Origin of the sequence: Desulfovibrio sp. JY, assembly GCA_021730285.1 — a bacterium.
Taxonomy (GTDB): domain Bacteria; phylum Desulfobacterota; class Desulfovibrionia; order Desulfovibrionales; family Desulfovibrionaceae; genus Solidesulfovibrio.
The window spans coordinates 854,315-872,874 of the sequence record CP082962.1 but is presented as its reverse complement, the minus strand read 5'-3'; the positions used below and the strand labels follow the sequence as shown (position 1 = coordinate 872,874).

The 18,560-nt window shown below is 65.4% G+C and carries 14 protein-coding genes; 9 read left to right on the top strand and 5 right to left on the bottom strand.

Annotation, left to right across the window (positions count from 1 at the left end; all coding sequences use genetic code 11):
• Positions 1 to 9: 9 nt before the first annotated feature.
• From K9F62_03930 to rpe, 4 genes are all read right to left on the bottom strand, one after another.
• Positions 10 to 948 carry a GDP-L-fucose synthase gene (locus K9F62_03930; GenBank protein ID UJX43118.1) on the bottom strand — a complete coding sequence of 313 codons (939 nt, stop codon included), beginning with the start codon at positions 946 to 948 and terminating at the stop codon, positions 10 to 12.
• A gap of 260 nt (positions 949 to 1,208) precedes the next feature.
• Complete coding sequence (locus tag K9F62_03925; GenBank protein ID UJX41861.1) at positions 1,209 to 1,535, bottom strand: Hpt domain-containing protein; 327 nt, start codon at positions 1,533 to 1,535, stop codon at positions 1,209 to 1,211.
• Positions 1,532 to 3,562, bottom strand: coding sequence for a response regulator (locus K9F62_03920; GenBank protein UJX41860.1), 2,031 nt, complete (start codon positions 3,560 to 3,562; stop codon positions 1,532 to 1,534). The genes K9F62_03925 and K9F62_03920 overlap by 4 nt, the downstream gene beginning before the upstream one ends.
• Positions 3,525 to 4,199, bottom strand: a complete 675-nt coding sequence (gene rpe, locus K9F62_03915) for a ribulose-phosphate 3-epimerase (protein ID UJX41859.1) — start codon at positions 4,197 to 4,199, stop codon at positions 3,525 to 3,527. The genes K9F62_03920 and rpe overlap by 38 nt, the downstream gene beginning before the upstream one ends.
• Before the next feature lie 331 nt (positions 4,200 to 4,530).
• Here rpe and K9F62_03910 point away from each other — a divergent pair, with 331 nt between their 5' ends.
• The 4 genes from K9F62_03910 to K9F62_03895 all read left to right on the top strand — a co-directional run bounded on the left by K9F62_03910 (position 4,531) and on the right by K9F62_03895 (position 8,745).
• The gene (locus K9F62_03910) at positions 4,531 to 5,334 is read left to right on the top strand and encodes a PstS family phosphate ABC transporter substrate-binding protein (protein UJX41858.1); all 804 of its coding nucleotides are present in this window, start codon (positions 4,531 to 4,533) and stop codon (positions 5,332 to 5,334) included.
• Positions 5,335 to 5,411: 77 nt separating this feature from the next.
• Positions 5,412 to 6,305: a phosphate ABC transporter permease subunit PstC gene (gene pstC, locus K9F62_03905; GenBank protein ID UJX41857.1), complete on the top strand. Its 894-nt coding sequence runs from the start codon at positions 5,412 to 5,414 to the stop codon at positions 6,303 to 6,305.
• A gap of 56 nt (positions 6,306 to 6,361) precedes the next feature.
• Positions 6,362 to 7,240: a phosphate ABC transporter permease PstA gene (pstA, locus tag K9F62_03900; GenBank protein UJX41856.1), complete on the top strand. Its 879-nt coding sequence runs from the start codon at positions 6,362 to 6,364 to the stop codon at positions 7,238 to 7,240.
• 296 nt (positions 7,241 to 7,536) lie between these two features.
• On the top strand, positions 7,537 to 8,745 hold the full coding sequence (locus K9F62_03895) for a PhoH family protein (protein UJX41855.1): 1,209 nt from the start codon (positions 7,537 to 7,539) through the stop codon (positions 8,743 to 8,745).
• 63 nt (positions 8,746 to 8,808) lie between these two features.
• Here the strand turns inward: K9F62_03895 and K9F62_03890 are convergent, their stop codons facing one another.
• The gene (locus tag K9F62_03890; protein ID UJX41854.1) at positions 8,809 to 10,635 is read right to left on the bottom strand and encodes a hypothetical protein; all 1,827 of its coding nucleotides are present in this window, start codon (positions 10,633 to 10,635) and stop codon (positions 8,809 to 8,811) included.
• 241 nt (positions 10,636 to 10,876) lie between these two features.
• Here K9F62_03890 and K9F62_03885 point away from each other — a divergent pair, with 241 nt between their 5' ends.
• The 5 genes from K9F62_03885 (at position 10,877) to K9F62_03865 (ending at position 18,197) form a co-directional block, all read left to right on the top strand.
• Positions 10,877 to 14,068 (top strand): response regulator, encoded by a 3,192-nt coding sequence (locus K9F62_03885; GenBank protein UJX41853.1) that lies wholly within the window; start codon positions 10,877 to 10,879, stop codon positions 14,066 to 14,068.
• 147 nt (positions 14,069 to 14,215) lie between these two features.
• Positions 14,216 to 14,815: a GAK system XXXCH domain-containing protein gene (locus tag K9F62_03880; GenBank protein ID UJX41852.1), complete on the top strand. Its 600-nt coding sequence runs from the start codon at positions 14,216 to 14,218 to the stop codon at positions 14,813 to 14,815.
• Entirely contained in the window at positions 14,808 to 16,013 is a 1,206-nt protein-coding gene (locus K9F62_03875; protein ID UJX41851.1) for a hypothetical protein, read from the top strand. Before K9F62_03880 ends, K9F62_03875 begins: the two co-directional genes overlap by 8 nt.
• A 239-nt stretch (positions 16,014 to 16,252) precedes the next feature.
• Positions 16,253 to 16,537 carry an amphi-Trp domain-containing protein gene (locus K9F62_03870; GenBank protein ID UJX41850.1) on the top strand — a complete coding sequence of 95 codons (285 nt, stop codon included), beginning with the start codon at positions 16,253 to 16,255 and terminating at the stop codon, positions 16,535 to 16,537.
• Between the two features lie 22 nt (positions 16,538 to 16,559).
• Complete coding sequence (locus K9F62_03865) at positions 16,560 to 18,197, top strand: phosphotransferase (GenBank protein UJX41849.1); 1,638 nt, start codon at positions 16,560 to 16,562, stop codon at positions 18,195 to 18,197.
• Positions 18,198 to 18,560 lie beyond the last annotated feature (363 nt).

The following is an 18,560-nucleotide window of genomic DNA, read 5'->3' as shown; positions in this document are numbered from 1 at the left end:
GCTCTTCACCTACCCCATGCGGGCAGAGGCGATGTTGTCGCAGAACCAGCGGTAGGTGTCCGCGAGTCCGCTTTCCAGGGAAAATGTGGGTTCCCAGCCGAGGGAGCGCAGGCGGCCGATGTCCAGGGCCTTGCGCGGCGTGCCGTCGGGCTTGGACGCATCGAAAACGATTTCGCCTTTGAAGCCCGTCACCTTGGCCATGAGCGCGGCCAATTCCCGGATGGTGACCTCGTGGCCCGAGCCGATGTTGACGATTTCCTCGTCGTCGTAGCGCAGGTAGCAGGCGACCGAGGCCCGGGCCATGTCGTCGACGTGCAGGAATTCGCGCCGGGCGTCGCCCGTGCCCCATACGACCACCTGCTTGCTGCCGGCGAGTCTGGCTTCGTGAAAGCGGCGCATGAGTCCCGGGATGACGTGGGAGTTGACGGGCGTGAAGTTGTCCCCCCGGCCATAAAGGTTGGTCGGCATGAGGCTTATGGCCGAAAATCCGTACTGGCGGCGGTAGGCCTGGCACATCTTGATGCCGGCGATCTTGGCGATGGCGTACCACTGGTTGGTCGGCTCGAGGGGGCCGGTGAGCAGGCAGTCCTCGCGCATGGGCTGGGGGGCAAGCCTCGGATAGATGCAGGAAGAGCCGAGAAAGACGAGCTTTTTGACGCCCACGTTTTTGGCCGCGTCGATGACGTTGGCCGAAATCAGCAGGTTGTCGCGGATGAAATCCGCCGGATACGTGGCGTTGGCGTGGATGCCGCCGACCCTGGCCGCGGCCAGGAACACCGCCGCCGGCCGTTCATTGTCGAAAAAGGCCCGCACCGCCGCCTGATCGGTCAGGTCAAGCTCGGCGTGGGTTTTGGTGATGAGCGTCGCGCCAAGATGGCTGAGTTCCCGGGCGATGGCCGCCCCGACCAGCCCCCGGTGTCCGGCGATGTAAATGGGCCCCTGCAACAGGGCGTCATGGCTTGTTTCCATGGAGATTGCCCCTACCACGACGCGTCGATGCTGCCTAGAGCCGTGGTTCGGGAAAACCTGGAAAGAAGCCGGGGGAGAACCTTTTTGAAAAAAGGTTCTCCCCCGGACCCCCACTCCAAAAACTTTTAAAGGTGGCAGGCTGTTGTCCGCAGTGTGTCTGTAACAGTCAAAAAGTTTGGGAAGGGGAGAGCGCGAGAGGGGGCAACCCTTTTCAAAGGGTTCCCCCTCTCGCATCCTCTTCACTCCCAAAACGAATCCAGGGCGGTGGTGAGGTTGGTGGCCGTCGCACGGACGGCTTCGAAGTCTTCCGTTCGGGCCGGTTCCATGGCCCGGGCGGCCAGGGCGGCCAGATCCGGCAGGCCGAGATTGAGCAGATTGCCCTTGAGCGCATGGGCCTGCTCGGCGCACTGCGCCCCGTCGTTAGCCCGGATGGCCTCGTCCAGCCCCGACAGCCCCGTTCGCAGCACCGCGGCGGCCACGCCGAGGGCTTCCTCGGCCTCGGCCGGGCTGAGTTGATGCGTCCCGATCAGGAAGTCCCGGGCCTGCTGGCGGTTGTCGGGCGTCATTTGGCCTCCGGCAGGGGCTCGGAAACGAGGTTGACGAGCACCGTTTCCAGGTCGTTGATGCGATAGGGCTTGGAAAAAAAGGCGGACATGCCGGCCTCGCGGCAGCGCACGGCGTCCTCGGACGAGCTCTGGGCCGTCAGCGCCACGATGGGGGTGTCGATACCGGCCGCGCGCGCCCGGCGCGTGGCTTCCAGACCGTCGATGCCGGGCATGCGCAGGTCCATGAACACGATGTGGAAGGGCGTGCCGGCGTCACGGGCGGCCAAAATTTTGTCCAGGGCTTCCAGGCCGTTGTCGGCGAAGGTCTGCTGGCCCACGCCGAGCTTTTCCAGAATTTTCTGGAGCAGGAAGCGGTTGAAGGGGTTGTCCTCGGCCACCAGCACCCGCAGGCCGCCGAGGTCCAGGGCCGGGGGCAGGGGGCCGTCGGTCGGCGGCGGCGCGGCGGCGGTGTCGGGCTCGGGCAGGCGCAGGGTGAAAAAAAACGTGCTGCCCTTGCCCGGCTGGCTGGTCACCGAAAGTCCCGTGCCGCCGAGAAGCCGCACGAGCCGGTCGGAGATGGAAAGGCCCAGGCCCGTGCCGCCCAGGTTGCCGGCCATGGTCTCGTCGCTCTGGACAAAAGGCTCGAAAATGCGCTCCCGCATGCCCTCGGGGATGCCCGGCCCGGTGTCACGCACCGAAAACTGCACGGCTACCGGTCCGGCATAGGCGAAGGGCTCCCGGGCCCGGCCGGCGGCCAGGGTCACGCGGCCCTGGGGCGTGAACTTGATGGCGTTGGAAATAAGGTTGAGCAGGATCTGCTTGAGGCGCACCGGATCGCACACCAGCACCCGGGGCAGTTCCGGGTCGTGCTCCAGGGCCAGGGTCAGGCCGCGCTCCGCGGCCAGCGGCTCCATGACCCGGCGGGTTTCCTCGAGCAGGCGTTCGATGTCCAGGGGCGCGGGCCGGATTTCCAGGCGGCCGACCTCCATGCGGGAGAAATCGAGGATGTCGCCGAGAATGACCAGCAGTCCTTCGCCGGCCGCGCGCATGGTGTCCAGGCAATCGCGCTGCTCGTCGGTCAGCCCGGTTTTGCGCAGAATCTGGGTCAGGCCCAGGATGGCGTTTAAGGGCGTGCGGATTTCGTGGCTCATGTTGGCCAGGAAGGCCGACTTCATGCGGCTGGCTTCCTCGGCTTCCACCCGGGCCCGGATGAGGCTCGAGACGTCGACGAAGGACTCGATGCCGCCGGTGGGCGTCCCCGTGGCGTCGAGGATGGGGGCGGCGTTTTTGAGGATGGTCAGTCGCTGGCCGTCGCGGGTCAGAATCTGGGACTGCCGTTTCTGCACGGCCCCGCTGCCGGGCGCGGCCGGGTTGGCCGGACTGGGCGAGGGCGGGGATTCCCGCAACAGCCCTGCCCTGTCGCGGCCGAGGGCCTGATCGCGACTGTAGCCGGTAATGGCCGTGAATTCGTCGTTTATGGTGACCACCACGTCGTCGCGGTTGACGATGCAGATGGCCGCGCCGGCGATGGTGATGACCTGTTCGAGAAAGCTTCTTTCGCGCTCCACCGAGAGTCTGGCCTCGACCAGCGGCGTGACGTCGATGAGCGACACGAGCAGGCCGGTCAGGCGGCCCTGGTCGAAGACGGGCTGGAGCTTGGCCGTGACGTCCCGGTCGCCCAGGCGTCGGTCGAAGGAGACCGGCGCATGGGCCACGCCGCGCCGGAAAAGGTCCAGGAAGGCGCTGGCCTGGTAATCCTCGGTTTCCAGGTCCAGGGCGGCCAGCCCCCGGCCGAGGATGTCTTCGGCCGGGCGACCGAGCAGGGCCAGGTAGCGGTCGTTTATTTCCATGACCAGGCCTTCGGGGGAAACGAAGGCGATGCCCTGGTCCAGGGCGTCGAAAATGGAGGACAGACGCGTGAGCCGGCCCGGCATGTCGCCGGGGGCCGCCTGTACGACGGGCAGGGGGGAACGCCTCGCGGCGTGCAAGCCGCCGGGCCGGCGATCCCGGTTAGGTGGGGCTGGTCGCAGCCGCCGCCTGAAAGACATCCAGGCGCTCCTTGTAGGGGGGGTGGCCGAAAAAGGCCGACCCGGACACCAACACGTCGGCTCCGGCCGCCACCAGGGCGGCGGTATTGTCCGGGGAGACGCCGCCGTCCACCTGGATGCGGAAGGAGAGGTCGCGTTCCCGGCGCATAGCGGCGAGATCCTTGACCTTGTCCAGACAGAACGGGATGAAGGACTGGCCGCCGAATCCCGGGTTGACGGTCATGATCAACACCAGATCGAGCTGGGGCAGCAGGTATTCGACGTGGGAAAGCGGGGTGGCCGGATTGAGGGCCACGCCCGGGGCGGCGCCGAGACGCCGGATTTCCGAGACCGCGCGCTCCAGGTGGACCGTGGCCTCGGCGTGGACGCAGATGAGGTCCGAGCCGGCCTCGCGGAAGGCGGCCAGATAGCGCTCCGGCCGTTCGATCATGAGATGCGTGTCGAAGTACAGCTTGCTGCGGCGGCGCAGGGCGGCGATGATCGGCGGGCCGAAGGTGATGTTGGGCACGAACAGCCCGTCCATGACGTCCAGGTGGACCCAGCGCAGGCCGGCACCCTCCAGGGCGGCCAGCTCGTCGGCCAGCCGGCTGAAGTCGGAGGAAAGCAGCGAAGGCGAAAGAATAAACGGTGCGGGCATGGCGTCTCCGGCTGGAGGGGTGGTCAAAATTCCTGTCCCAGGTATAGGATAAGTACATAGACCGGCCAAGCCCCGCGGTCAAGGAACCGCCTCGTTCCAACCGGCCTGCCGCCCGGTTTTCCGGTGTGGCGGGGGGCGCGCGCCGTCACCGGGGGCTTGTAACAATTTGGAAATACAACCTTTGAGAATCATTTGTGAATTCTGGCAAGAAGCCGCGTCACGCGTTTTCCGTGGCCTTGTCACCGAACCGTCACAGTCCGCCCATAGGTTTCGCCCGTGACCGGGGCATTTCGCGCCAATCGTGGCGCGACAACCATTTAGGAGGGTTCTCATGAAAAAACTTATTGGTATCGTGGCCGCGCTGCTGCTCGTGGCCTCCACCGCGTTTGCCGAAACCACCATCAAGGTCAACGGTTCCACCACCGTCCTGCCCATCATGCAGAAGGTCGTCGAGGCCTACATGAAGGCGCATCCGGATGTGAAAATTTCCGTTTCCGGCGGCGGTTCGGGCAACGGCATCAAGTCCCTGATCGACGGCTCCACCGATATCGCCATGGCTTCGCGCGCCATGGAGCAGAAGGAAATCGAGCTGGCCAAGAGCAAGGGCGAGAATCCGGTCCAGACCGTGGTGGCCATCGACGCCATCGTCCCGATCGTCAATCCGGCCAACAAGCTCGAGGCCATCAACCTGGCCCAGCTGAAGGACCTCTACACCGGCAAGATCACCGCCTGGAAGGACCTTGGCGGCACGGGCCCGGTGGTCGTCATCTCCCGCGACACCTCCTCGGGCACCTACGAGACCTGGGAGCACCTGGTCATGAAGAAGGAGCGCGTGTTCCCCGGCGCCCTGATGCAGGCTTCCAACGGCGCCGTGGTCCAGGCCGTCAGCAAGAACAAGAACGCCATCGGCTACGTCGGCCTGGGCTATCTTGACGCCTCCACCAAGCCCCTGACCGTGGACGGCGTCAAGGCCACCGCCGAGACCGCCAAGTCCAAGAAGTACCCCATATCCCGCGACCTCTACATCTACACCAACGGCGCGCCCTCCGGCGCGGTCAAGGGGCTGGTCGACTTCCTGCTCGGCGCCGATGGCCAGAAGCTGGTCAAGGAAGTCGGTTTCGTGCCGCTCAGCTAGCCGCATCGTTTTACACACGCCCATTTACGCGTCCCGGTTCCGGTGTCGGACCGGGACGCGCTCTCGGGAGAACTCGCATGGCTCTTTCGCGCAAAGGCAAGGACGATCTGGTCCGCAACATCTTCTTCCTGACCGCCCTGTCCTCCATCGTGGCCCTGGCGCTCATCATGGTCTACCTGTTCGTGGAGGGCCTGCCGATTTTTGGCGTGGTTTCGGTCTCGGACTTCCTGTTCGGGTCCCTGTGGTACCCGACCTCCGATCCGCCGGCCTTCGGCATCTTTCCCCTGATCGTGGCCTCGCTCGCCGTCACGGCCCTGTCCTCGGCCATCGCCATCCCGCTCGGGGTCATGACCGCCATCTACCTGGCCGAGATCGCCAGCCGCAAGACCCGCGACATTTTCAAGCCCATCGTCGAGCTGCTGGCCGCGCTGCCCTCGGTGGTCATCGGCTTTTTTGGCATGGTGGTGGTCGCGCCCTACCTGCAGGACACCTTCGACCTGGCCACGGGGCTCAACCTCTTCAACGCCTCCATCATGCTGGCCTTCATGTCCGTGCCCACCATCTGCTCGGTGTCCGAGGACGCCATCTACTCCGTGCCCCGCGAACTCAAGGAAGCCTCGCTGGCCCTTGGCGCCACCCATTTCGAGACCATCGCCAAGGTGGTGCTGCCGGCTTCGCTGTCGGGCATTTCCACGGCGATCATGCTCGGCATGTCCCGGGCCATCGGCGAGACCATGGTCGTGCTCATGGTGGCCGGCGGCGCGGCGATCATCCCCACCTCCATTTTTTCGCCCGTGCGGCCCATGCCGTCGAGCATCGCCGCGGAAATGGCCGAAGCGGCCTTTCGCGGCAACCACTACCGGGCGCTTTTCGCCATCGGCATCGTTCTTTTCATTTTCACGCTGGCATTTAACCTCGTGGCCAGCTACGTGGCCGAAAAGCACAAGCAGGTCGGCGCGGCCACCCTGTAGGGACGCGCCCGTGTATTTTGCAAAGGCCGCAACGTAAGTCGCCAAGGAGCGCCAACATGAACGCCAACGCCATCACCCGCGCCGGCCTTACCCGCCGCCACCGCACCCAGAAGATCATGTGGGGCGTGTTCGGCATGTCTTCGCTGGTCAACATGGCCGCCCTGGTCCTTATCTGCGGCTTTTTGCTGGTCAAGGGCCTGCCGGCCATCTCCTGGAGCTTCCTCACCGAGATGCCGCGCGACTCCATGACCGCCGGCGGCATCCTGCCCTGCATCCTCGGCACCATCTACCTGAGCCTCGGCACCATGGCCGTGGCCTTTCCCCTGGGCGTGGCCTCGGCCGTCTACCTCAACGAATACGCCACCCCCGGCCGGACGCTGCGGCTCATCCGCCTTGGCATCAACAACCTGGCCGGCGTGCCCTCGGTGGTGTTCGGCCTTTTCGGCCTGGCCTTTTTCGTGACCTTTTTCGGGCTCGGCGTGAGCCTGCTCTCGGGCATCCTGACGCTGTCCATCCTGGTGTTGCCGGTGATCATCGGCACGGCCGAGGAGGCGCTCAAGTCCGTGCCCCAGACCTACCGCGAGGCCTCGCTCGGCCTTGGGGCCACCAAGTGGCAGACCATCCGGCTGGTCGTGCTGCCGGCGGCCATGCCGGGCATGCTGACCGGGGCCATCCTGGGCCTTTCCCGGGTGGCCGGCGAAACCGCGGCCATCATGTTTACGGCCTCGGTCTTTTTCACGCCGTACCTGCCGACCCACATCACCGACCCGGTCATGGCCCTGCCGTACCACATCTACGTCCTGGCCACGGCCGGCACCGAGATCGACAAGACACGGCCCCTGCAATACGGCACGGCGCTGGTGCTGATCGTGCTGGTGCTCGGCATGAACCTCGGGGCCATCCTCTACCGGGCCAAGCTGCAGAAAAAGCGCTGATCCGGCAGGGGGGCGGCAGCTTCGCGGGCGCTTGGCACAAGGGCTTTTGGGACCGTATCGGGAGCAGATTTGCCGCAGGCAGGAAACAACAGTGAGCCGAAAAGGCGGCGTGGCGCATCGTGCGTCGCGCCGCCTTTTGCTTTTGGACGCCGCGCGGGGGCGTTCCCGGGAGCCGGAGGCCGGTTTCGGGGAACGCGCCGCAAGGGAGAAGGCGCGCGGCAAACGGGCGTTGGCGAAATGGTCGCGGCTGTCCGCGACGTGGCCGACGCCGTCAGCTGGGTCCAGGGAGGACAGGCATGACGCAACAGGTGCAGGGACCGGGACGCAAGAATTACGTGCTCGACACCAACGTTCTGATCGAAAACCCGGAAAGCGTGCTGCGGCTGCGAAACGGCGTGGAAAACGCCATCCACATTCCCTACCACGTGCTCATGGAGCTTGAAGGCTTAAAGAAAACCCCCAAACTGCGCCACATCGTGGCCAACGTCATCCAGGTCCTAAGCGACCACCGGGAGCATATCCACTTCATTCAGAACGACAAAAGCCACTCCGCGTTCACCGATATCGTCGACAACCATATCCTCGACGAGATCCAGGCCTCGACCATCGAGGACCCGGTGCTCGTGACCAACGACCGTATCCTGAAGCTCCAGGCCGAGCTGCGCGGCATCAAAAGCGAGGAACTGCGCGATTCCAAGCCCTTCGAGTCCGAGTCTCAGCGTTTTACGGGATTCGTCGAGGAGGGCGAGGAGCTCGTCCCCAACTGCTTCACCTGGCGTGACGGCAAGCCCGTGCTCCACGCGCCGGACGGCGAAAAGATCGTCAACTACACCTGCGACGTCTGGAACGTGCGACCGCGCACCGTCTACCAGAATCTGGCCCTGGAACTGATCATGTCCCAGCACATCGACCTGGTGTCCATCCAGAGCGAGGCCGGTTACGGCAAGACCTTCCTGGCGCTGGCGGCGGCGCTTTTCGCGGTGCAGGAGAAAAAGCAGTACGAGAAGATTTTCGTGCTCAAGCCCACCATCGAGATCGGGGCCAAGCTCGGCTACCTGCCGGGCGACGTGACCGAAAAGATGGAGCCGTACATGAAGTACGTCTTCGATCTGCTGGTCAAGCTCCACCGCTGCCGGGCGGCCAACAAGGTGTTTCTCAACCCCAACGACGAAATGCTGCGCATCAACCCGAAGAAATTCGAGATCCTGCCCCTGGCCTTTGTGCGCGGCATGAACATCGAAAACGCCTTCGTCATCATCGACGAGGCCCAAAACCTGTCGCGCACCGAGGTGCGGGCGGTGCTCACCCGCATGGGCGAGGGGGTCAAGTGCGTGGTGCTCGGCGACACCTCGCAGGTCGACAACCCCTATCTCAACGAGGCCAACAACGGGCTCAACTGGATCGTGCGCAAGTTCAAGGGGTTCCCCAACTACGCCCACATCGTGCTCAAGGGCGAGCGTTCGCGCGGCCCCATCACGGACATGGTGCTCAAGTCGAAACTGTAGCCTGGGCCGAAAGGCGTTGAAAGGAAAAGGGCGGCCGGATGGTCGCCCTTTTTGCTGGCCGCCTCAGTCCGTCCGGTGGGCGGACCCTGGCTTGCGGCGCAACAGCCGCACCACGACGGCTCCCGGTTCCCGGTCCGCAATCGGCCCAAATTGGGCGGCCTCGGTGTAATGGGCCGCGAAAAAACGGCACAGGGCCGCACCGTAGCCGGCGCAAAGCGTCGGGAAGCCGTATTCGGCCATGGAGCGGTCGAGGAAAATGACCCAGGTCGGGGGATGGGTTTGATAGGCCGCCTTGATGTTTCGGGCGCCAAAGGCGATCCACTCCGGCGGCATGAGCGTCATGTAAGGGGTCGGGTTGGGCAGCCCGGAAAGGAAGTTGAGCATGGCCCCTTCGGGCAGCACGGCCAGGGTGTCGCCGGGGCTGCCCTCCTGGCGCAGGTAGGCCAGCGCCTGGGCGATGGCCGGGCCACGCAAGCCGGTCCGCAGCGTTCCCCGGGGCGAGGACTCGGTGGCCGTCGGCGCGAACTGCGCGACCCCGCGCACGACAAGGGGCCAGGGAAGCAGGATGCAGGCGGTCACGGCGCAGGCGACGCAGGTCCGGCGGCGGGAGGCGTCCCTAAAAAGGCGCGGGAAAAATCCCGCCAGCCACAAACACCACAGGGTCCCGGCCGGTCCCAGCAGCAGCGCGCCGTAATGGTAGGGCACCGCATGCAGCGCGATCTTGCTCGCCAGCGCCCCGGCCGCCAGGCACAGCCCGAGTCCGGCCACGCCGGCCGGACGCGAAGCGGCGGGGAGGCGGGGCAGGCGGATCACAAGGAGCAGCGCGGCCAGGGGCAAAAGCAGCGGCCAGCAGCGGGGCAGGAGCAAGATGACGGTGCTCTGGATGGAATGCGGCAACAGGAAATAGGTGACAGCCAGCAGAGCCACAGGAAACGCCACTCCCAGCCGCCGGTGAAGGTGTCCGAAAACGGGACGGGTCAATGCCAGGCAGGACAAATAGCCGACCAAGGTGGCTTGGACGAGCACGGAGTATCCGGCCAGGGTGAGTCCCCTCAAGGGAGCGGCCAGCCCTGTCACGTTTTTGTAAAAAGGCAAGTGCGCGATGGCAGGCATCAAAAGCATGTGCCACATGAAAGTAACGTGCTTGAAGGCTTCGCCGGCCGGCATGGCCGTCGACAGGGCCGCCACGGCCAGTCCCATGGGCAGGACCGCGCCGGCGATTGCAAAAGCCGCCAGCACGGTCTTTTGCCGCCGGGGCAGGCCGCTTGTGGCAAGGGCCGCCGCCATGCCGCCGCCAAGGCCGATCAACCCGGCCAGGGCGCATTCCGGCTTGGTCAAAAGACACCCGCCGACAAGCAGCCCAAGGGTCGCGCCCAGCCCTTTCGAGGGTGCGCGGGCAAAAAGCAGCAGCACCCAGATGCCGGCATAGAGCAGCAGCATGGCGTGGGTGATCTCGTGGGAATAGGGGGCGACGCTGCTGTAGTTGGCCAGGCGCGTGAACATGTTGCAGCCGGTCGTGGCCAGGAAAAAGGCCAGGGCGGCCAGGGCGGCCCACGGCCCGGCCAGCGCCCGGACCGTTTTCCATTGGAAAAGGAGCGTGGCCGCCAGCACGGCGAGGTTGGCCGCCAGCAGCGTCGTGCGCGTCGGCGAAAAAAGGAAGAAGACCAAGGCATTGAAATAAGGCGACAGGGGCCCGTTGAACGAGGCGACGTCGCGGTAGAGCACCCTTCCCTGGGCAAGCTGCCAGGGAATGTAGAGCTCGCGGCCGAAATCGATCTGGATGTCGCCGAAGCTCCCCCAGTGGCGGGCGATGAAGATCGCGGCCAGGGCGCAACAGCCAAGGGCCAGCAGGCGCGCCGTCGCGTCGGGGCATGGAGGGGAGCGTTTCACGGTAAGCGGGACGTATAGACCGGAACGGGCCGAAACAAAAGCCGCCGCCCCGGTGCGAAATCTTCCGCGCCGGGAGGCGCGCGAAAAGCCCTGCCCCTTGCAACCGAAAGCGCATTGCGTGTATCAGTCGTGTAGCTGGTGAATTTTCCGTTTCGCATGGGCGCTTTTCCCTCGGCGACCCTCCCGCTGCCTCGCACGCGACCCAAAAGGAGGAGACGGGGCCTTAACAGACCGTCATGCCATGAAAAAAAAGCTTCTGTTCGGCTGCTCGCCATCCTGCTTCCTCCTGGCCATTTCCCTGCCTGCCGGGGCGTTCGTGCTGCAGTGGCTGCTGTGGTCCGCGCTTGCGCCCTTTGGCTGGATTCTTTTTTTCCCGGCCGTGTTTTTCAGCTCGCAGATCGGGGGGATGGCCGGCGGATTGGTCGCCACGGCGGAATCGGCCGTGCTCGGGCTTTGTTTCGTGGCCCCGTATTATTCCTTGCGGGTGGGCAGCCCGGTCAGCTTCGTTTCCGTGTTGGTCTTCGTGGGCATGGGCGTGCTTTTCAGCCTGACCCACGCCCGTCTCGGCCGGGCCAGGCGGGCTTCCGAGATGGCCCTGGCCGCCTCGCGCGAGGCCAACGACCGCCTGCGTGCGGCCAACGGGGAGATCACCCGCCTGTACGAGCAGACGCGGGAACTCGACGCGCTCAAAACCAATTTTTTCGCCAATGTGAGCCATGAGCTGCGCACGCCCCTGACCCTGATTCTGGGCTCCCTGGCCAAGCGCCTGGCGACGGCGGGGGCGTCCGAGGAGGCGCGGCGGGACTACCGCGTCATGGAGCGAAACGCCCGGCTGCTTCTCGAGCACGTGACCGACCTGCTTGACGTGGCCCGTCTCGACGCCGGGCGCATGGAGCTGCGGTACGTGCGTTGCGATCTGGCCCGGCAGGCGCGGTTCATGGCCTCGTGTTTCGAGTCCCTGGCCCGGGAGCGCGGCGTTTCGCTCACCGTCGACGCGCCCCGGACGCTCATGGCCGCCCTGGATGCCGAAAAGGTCCGGCGCATTCTGCAAAACCTGCTTTCCAACGCCTTCAAGTTCACGCCGCCGGGGGGCCATGTGGAGCTCCGCCTGGAACAGACGGACGGCATGCTGCGCCTGACCGTGGCCGACGACGGTCCGGGCATCCCCGAGGACCAGCGGCAAGTGGTCTTCGAACGTTTCCGCCAGCTCGAGGCCGGCGAGGACCGCCCGCACGGCGGCACCGGGCTGGGGCTGGCCATCGCCAAGGAGTTCGCCCTGCTCCACGGCGGCGATGTGTCCCTGACGACGAATGCGGCTGGCGGGGCCGTTTTCACCGTCATACTGCCCGTGGCCGCTCCGGCCGGGGTCACGGTCCACGACGCCCCGGACAACGGCGGCGTCGAACCCTACCATCCCGTCCTCGCCGGTCCCGCCGATTCCCCCGGACGCCGTTCCGGGGGCGTGGACGGGGCGCCCCTTGTCCTTGTCATCGAGGACAATGCGGACATGCGCGACTACCTGCTCGATATCCTCGGCGACCACTACCGAACGGTTACGGCCGGAAACGGCCGGGAAGGGCTTGCCGCGGCCAGGGCCCGCCACCCGGACCTGATCGTTTCGGACGTGATGATGCCGGAACTGAGCGGCACGGACATGGTGCGCGAACTTCGCCGCGACCCGGCCCTGGACAAGGTGCCCGTGGTCATGCTCACGGCCAAGGCCGATGACGCCCTGCGTAGCCGGCTCATTGCCGAACGTGTCCAGGACTATCTGGTCAAGCCCTTCGACGCCGAGGAGTTGCTCGCCCGCATCGGCCGGCTGCTGGCGGATACGGGTCGCCATGCCAAGGACCTCGGCGCCAGCGAACGGCGTTTCCAGGCCACCTTCGAACTGGCGGCCGTGGGCATCGCCCTGGTCGGTCCGGACGGGCGCTGGCTGCGGGTCAACAACAAGCTGTGCGACATCGTGGGCTACAGCTGCGAGGAACTGCTCGGCATGACCTTCCAGCACGTCACCTACCCGGACGACCTCGATGCCGACATGGTCCAGGTGCGGCAGGTGCTGGCCGGGGCGATCGACACCTATAACCGGGAGAAACGCTACATCCGCAAGGACGGCTCCATCGTGTGGGTCAACCTGACCGTGGCTCTGGTCCGGGATGTGGCCGGGCGACCTGACTACTTCATCGCCGTGGTCGAGGACATCGACCGCCGCAAGCGCGCCGAGGAGGCGTTGCTGCGCTCCCGGGACGAGTTGGCCCAGGCGGCCGAGCAGGCGAAACTCCTGGCCAGTCGGGCCGAGGCCGCAAATCTCGCCAAAACCGCGTTTTTGGCCAACATGAGCCACGAGATCAGGACCCCCCTCAACGGGCTGATGGGCATGATGCAGTTGCTCAAGGGCACGGAACTCGATGCCGAGCAGCGCCAGTACGCCGACATGGCCATCCGTTCCGGCGGCCGGCTGACCAGGCTTTTGGGCGACATCCTCGATCTGTCCCGCATCGAGGCCGCGCGTCTGACCCTGCACGTTGCCCCCTTTTACCTGGCCGACGTGTTCGCCGCCATCGCCGAAACCTTTGCCCCGCTGTCCCTGGAAAAGGGGCTGCCCCTCGTCTGCCGGCCCGATCCGGGCCTGCCCCGGATCGTCAGCGGCGACGAGACGCGGCTGCGGCAGATTCTTTTCAACCTCGTCGGCAATGCCATGAAGTTCACTGCCGCCGGCGAAGTGCTGGTGGAGGGCTGGAGCCTGCTCCCGCTGCCGGACGGACGCACGCGCCTGCTTTTCGCCGTTTCCGACACCGGCGTGGGCATCCCCGACGACAAGCTCGACAGCATGGGCGAGGCCTTCACCCAGGTGGAAAACTCCTACACCCGCGACCAGCAGGGGGCGGGGCTCGGGCTGGCCATCTGCCGGGAGTTGACGCGGCTCATGGACGGTTCGCTGACCATAGAAAGCGAAGTCGGCGTGGGCACCACCGTCTGGCTCATGCTGCCGTTCGCGCTGCCCCACGGGGAGCATGTCCCCGTCGAGGCCCCCGAGGTCGGGCTGCCAAAGGCGCAAAGCGCCTATCGGGTGCTCGTGGTCGAGGACGACAAGGTCAACCGGCTGGCGGCCAAGGGGCTGCTCGAGAAAATGGGCTGCGTGGTGGAACTGGCCGGCGACGGGGAGCAGGCGGTGGCGGCCGTGGCCCGGGAACGCTTCGACTGCGTGTTCATGGATATTCAGATGCCGGTCTTAAGCGGCCTGGAAGCCACCCGGCGCATCCGCCGGGCCGGGCACGTCGACCTGCCCATCGTGGCCATGACCGCCTATGCCATGGGCGGAGACCGGGAGAAGTGCAGGGCCGCTGGCATGGACGACTACATCGCCAAGCCGGTGGAGCGCAAAAGCCTGGAGCGGGTCCTTACGCGGGTGCTTGCCCCGCGTGCCTGAGACGCGGCGGACGGCGCTTCGCAGCGGCGGGGTCGGGACCCGGCCGCCTTTTGCCATCAAACTGTAAATCACCTAGCATAAAAATGTCGCGCAGCAGGCGGCAATTCCCGCCCGGCAACGGGCCGTCGCTGCAAGGAGAACCGCACTATGTCCGCATCGCGCAAGCGCAAATTCGAGTTGGTTCTGCCCCGGGTCGAAGCCCTGGCCGCCCTGACCGACCTCACGGCCCAGGCCGCCGAAGGCAATCTGGTCATCGACGGCGAGGTGTTCCCCCTGGAGGACTTCACGAGCCTCAAGATCGCCATCAAGCACCTCGGCGCGTCGTCCCTGCTCAAGGTCAGCCTCAAATATCCGGCCCTGGGCCTGGCCGCGCTGCCGACCCCGGCCGGGGTGGACGCCGACGATGCGGCCCGCGAGGCGGCCATGGCCGGAGTGCCCGAGACCGTGGAGCCCGGGGGCAAGCCCAAATACAAGGGCCTCAAGAAACGCATGAAGCAGTATTTCAAGGCCATCGTGACCGCACTGCGGGCGGGACTGGTCCCGGATGCCGACAGCATGGCGGCTTTCATCGCCGACAGCCGGCTCATGACCTCCTATCCCGGCAAGGGCGACGCGTTCTATCCGGCCTACGACGCCGAGGTGGACCGGCTGGAGGCCGCGGCCGCCGCCGGGGATCTCGAGGCCATGACCGCCTCGGTGGCCGCGCTCGATCGCATGAAAAAGGAGTGTCACAGCCGCCATGCCTGATTCCCCCACCGTATCGGCCGCGACCGGTTGCTGCGGCAACCCGGGGCTGGAAGAGCTCCGTTGCGTGGAAATCGACCTGTCCCGGGTGGTCCGGGAGGTGACCGAAGAGGACGAGGCCGCGTTCGCCCGCATCAACGACACGCGCCTGTCCCCGGAACAGGTGGAGCGCATCGTCAATCCGCCGCGCACCTATCCCCGCCAGGAATACGTGCTGGCCACCCACTGGCATCCCGAGCACGTGCCCCTGGAGCTGCTCAAAAAGCGCATCGCCAACCTTTATCCCGGTCGCGCGGGCGAGCTCATCATCCCCACCCAGCACAACGTGCTCCTGGAATACGACGGCTACCAGGGCGTGGAGGTGGACTGCTATTCCAGCGGGTTCAACCGCAAGGTGCAGCTGTTGCTCCACTTCAAGGGCCTCGATTGGGAGCGGGCCGAGGTCCTGTCCTCCATGCTGCGCCACACCCACCGGTACCGGGCCTCCCAGCTTTTCGAGTACGTCGACGCCCTGGCCGAACCGGCCGGGGAACAGCGCCGGCAGGTCGCGGCCGGCCGCACCAACTCCGACGAGGAGATGGTGGAATTCGTGCGCATCCAGGCCGCCAAGATCAAGACCCTGCTGCTGACCCACGAAGGCGACATGCCCGAGGACGCCTACAAGAACAAACTCGTGCGCAACTTCTTAGACGCCCTGCGCTGCCGCTTCGGCGACCGCATCATCAACCGGGCCCAGGTCTACGCCAAGGCCGTCAAGGATCTGGTCAAGGAAGCCTTCTCCCTGTCCTATTTCTATCGGGCCTCGGAAATCATCGAGGAAGCCCGTTCGCTTGGGGCCGGCATCGTCATCCCCCACCCGGAGCAGTTCTGGCCCATTTTGCTGGCCGACTACGACGTGGACGGCATCGAGGTCTGGAATCCCCAGTCCCAGCAGTACACCGAATTTTTGATCAACGTCGTCAATCGCCGCAACCGCATGGGCTGGCACGGCAAGCATCCGCTGCTCATCTTCATGGGCGACGACTGCCATATGGGCGAGAAGACCCGACCGCCGGAGGAGCAGGATTCGGAGAAGGCGGCCCGGGAAATCGGCCTCCAGCCGGCCTGGCACGACTTCGCCATCCGCAAGAGCCTCATCATCAACGGCGTGAGCCGGCGCAAGATCATAGATGAGTACCAATCGAGGCTCGGGCAAGCGTAGCGGCGCGTCTCCGCGCGAATCCGTCCTTCTGTTAAAAAAGAGATAAGTATTCAAATGTGTTACCCTTGAAATGCGGTGGCGCGCATTTCGAGGGTACGACACGGGCGAGCAGGCCCGGGGAGGTGGTGGCGCGACTTTCGCCAATCCCCTCTTGCAATTGTTCCGGTATGTTGGAAAGCTGGATTTTCGTCGGGCCGCGCCGGCAGCGTGGGACTGTCCGGACGGCAAGGAGGGGTGGCGTGGATAAGGAATCCCGGTTCAAGTACGAGTCCGTGCAGGATGCCGAGACGCTTAGGCGCTACATGGAGGCAATGACGGCCGGTTTCGCCGCCGGCGAGTTGCGTTTTTCCAGCCGCGAGGGTGAAGTTTGCCTGCATCCGGGCGGCGTCATCGGCTTCGTGGTCGAGGCCAAGTCCATGGGCGGGCGCATGAAGCTCAACCTCAAGTTCTCCTGGCGCGAGAACGACGGGGAAAGCGAGGGGGACGGGGGGCTGACCATCGCCCCGGGCGCGTCGGATTCCTGATTTACCGACGGGGGGCGTTGCCATGCGGATTCTGGAAGGCATCGAGGAAAATTTCCGTTTCATGGTGCTCGAGGTGTCCAAGCAGGTCTCAAGCGCCTTGCTGGTGGTCGAGCGGCCGGACCCGGCGCGCATCAAGCGCATTGAAAGCCGCGACGACTACATCGACAACCTCAAAAGCGTCATCGAGAACGCCTGCTGGGGCCGCATCCACGGTTCGCGCGACAACAACAAGCGCACCCTGGACCTGGTGCGCGCCGCCAACATCATCAACATCAACCTCGAACGCATCGCCGACTACGCCGTCAACATCGTCTCCCAGGTCCAGTACCTGACCGATCCCAATTTCATCCGGCGCTACGACTATCGCGACCCCTTCGTGGACGTGGACAAGGCCCTCGGGTTGGTCTACCCGGCGCTGACCCGCCAGGACGTGCGTCTGGCGCTTAACATCTGCCGGGCGGAATTCTCCCTCGACGACCGGTTCAAAACCGCTTTCGACGCCATCCTGGCCGACCTGCGCCGGGGGGAATCGCCGGAAAACGCCATCTCGAGCTTCAATATCTTCCGCTATCTCGAGCGGATGGGCGACGCCCTGCTCAATATCGGCGAGGCCGTCATTTTCGCCGCCCTCGGCGAAAAGCTCAAAATCCACCAATACCAGGCCCTGCAGGATTCCCTGGGCCACGAGGGCGAGGACATCCCGCTTTCCGCCGGCGATTTCAGCTCCATATGGGGCACGCGTTCCGGTTGCCGCATCGGCCGGGTCCAGGAGGAGCACGGCTCGCGCTCCAAGGGAGTGCTCTTCAAGGAGGGCAACGCGGACAAGCTGGCCAAGGAAAAGGAGAATATCGAGCGCTGGCAGCGGCTCCTGCCGGGACTTCCGCCCCACATCCAGGCCTTTCAGACCGACGGCGACTCGGCGTCCATGCTGCTCGAGTATCTGGGCGGCTGCAATCTCCAGGAAGTGGTGCTGACCGCCGACCGGGAAGTGGTGGAAAACGCCTGCTTCCTGGTCACCCAGACCGTGGGCGGCATCTGGGAGCAGACGCTTTCCCGCCAGCCCGTGGTCCCGGATTTCATGGGTCAGATGCGCGCCCGCCTGGACGACGTCTTTCGCCTGTATCCCGGCTTCGCCGCCTCGCCCAGGCGTCTTTGCGGCGTGGACATTCCGGGTCTGTCCGAGTTGCTCGCCGCCGCCGAGGACGCCGAAGCGGGCCTTGCCGCCCCGTTTCGCGTGTTCCTGCACGGCGATTTCAACCTCAACAACATCGTCTACGACCACACCGCCCAGCGCATCCACTACATCGATCTGCACCGCTCCCGGGACGGGGATTACGTCCAGGACACGGCCGTGTTCCTGGCCTCCAATTTCCGCCTGCCCGTGTTCGAGACGGCGCTTCGGGACCGGCTGTCGCTGGTCATGCGGCGGTTTCTGGAATTTGCCCGGGGATTCGCCGCCGAGCAGGGCGATGCGCTCTTCGAGGCGCGCCTGGTCTTCGGCGTGGCCCGGGCCCTGGCCACCTCGGCCCGGTTCGAGATGAACCGGCCCTTTGCCCAGGAACTTTTCCTGCGCGGCGTGTACCTGCTCACCCGCGCCGCCGGCCACGCCGGCCGCCCCTTCGAAGAACTCACCTTCCCCGACGCTGTACTGGTGTATTGAGGGGAGGTCAGGAGAGAAAAGTGCGAGAGGGGAAACCCTTTGAAAAGGGTTCTCCCCTCTCGCGCTCTCCCCTTCCTAAACTTCCTCCCATTGCAAATGTCGTTCGGATAACCATCCGTCACCGTTGAAAGTCTTGAGAAAGGGGGCCGGGGGGAAACCTTTCGTAAGGCAAGGTTTCCCCCGGCGCAGAGTTCTCCAAGGTCTTCTCCAGGCTGCAGCGTGCGCCGCATCGTGCCATTGGGGCCCTACAATTACCATCGACGTCTCTTCGAAGCCTGTTGTCCCGGCCGCCGTGGCCAGGATTGCGTGCAACAGGCCCTTTGCCCAGGATTTTTTGCGCGGCGTGTACCGGCTGCCCCGCAT

Coding starts and splice junctions, on each gene's coding strand:
- K9F62_03920 (UJX41860.1), bottom strand. CDS start 3,562: ATGTCTTTCAGGCGGCGGCTGCGACCAGCCCCACCTAACCGGGATCGC.
- K9F62_03895 (UJX41855.1), top strand. CDS start 7,537: ATGACGCAACAGGTGCAGGGACCGGGACGCAAGAATTACGTGCTCGAC.
- K9F62_03875 (UJX41851.1), top strand. CDS start 14,808: ATGCCTGATTCCCCCACCGTATCGGCCGCGACCGGTTGCTGCGGCAAC.
- K9F62_03910 (UJX41858.1), top strand. CDS start 4,531: ATGAAAAAACTTATTGGTATCGTGGCCGCGCTGCTGCTCGTGGCCTCC.
- K9F62_03865 (UJX41849.1), top strand. CDS start 16,560: ATGCGGATTCTGGAAGGCATCGAGGAAAATTTCCGTTTCATGGTGCTC.
- K9F62_03880 (UJX41852.1), top strand. CDS start 14,216: ATGTCCGCATCGCGCAAGCGCAAATTCGAGTTGGTTCTGCCCCGGGTC.
- pstA (UJX41856.1), top strand. CDS start 6,362: ATGAACGCCAACGCCATCACCCGCGCCGGCCTTACCCGCCGCCACCGC.
- rpe (UJX41859.1), bottom strand. CDS start 4,199: ATGCCCGCACCGTTTATTCTTTCGCCTTCGCTGCTTTCCTCCGACTTC.
- K9F62_03925 (UJX41861.1), bottom strand. CDS start 1,535: ATGACGCCCGACAACCGCCAGCAGGCCCGGGACTTCCTGATCGGGACG.
- K9F62_03885 (UJX41853.1), top strand. CDS start 10,877: ATGAAAAAAAAGCTTCTGTTCGGCTGCTCGCCATCCTGCTTCCTCCTG.
- pstC (UJX41857.1), top strand. CDS start 5,412: ATGGCTCTTTCGCGCAAAGGCAAGGACGATCTGGTCCGCAACATCTTC.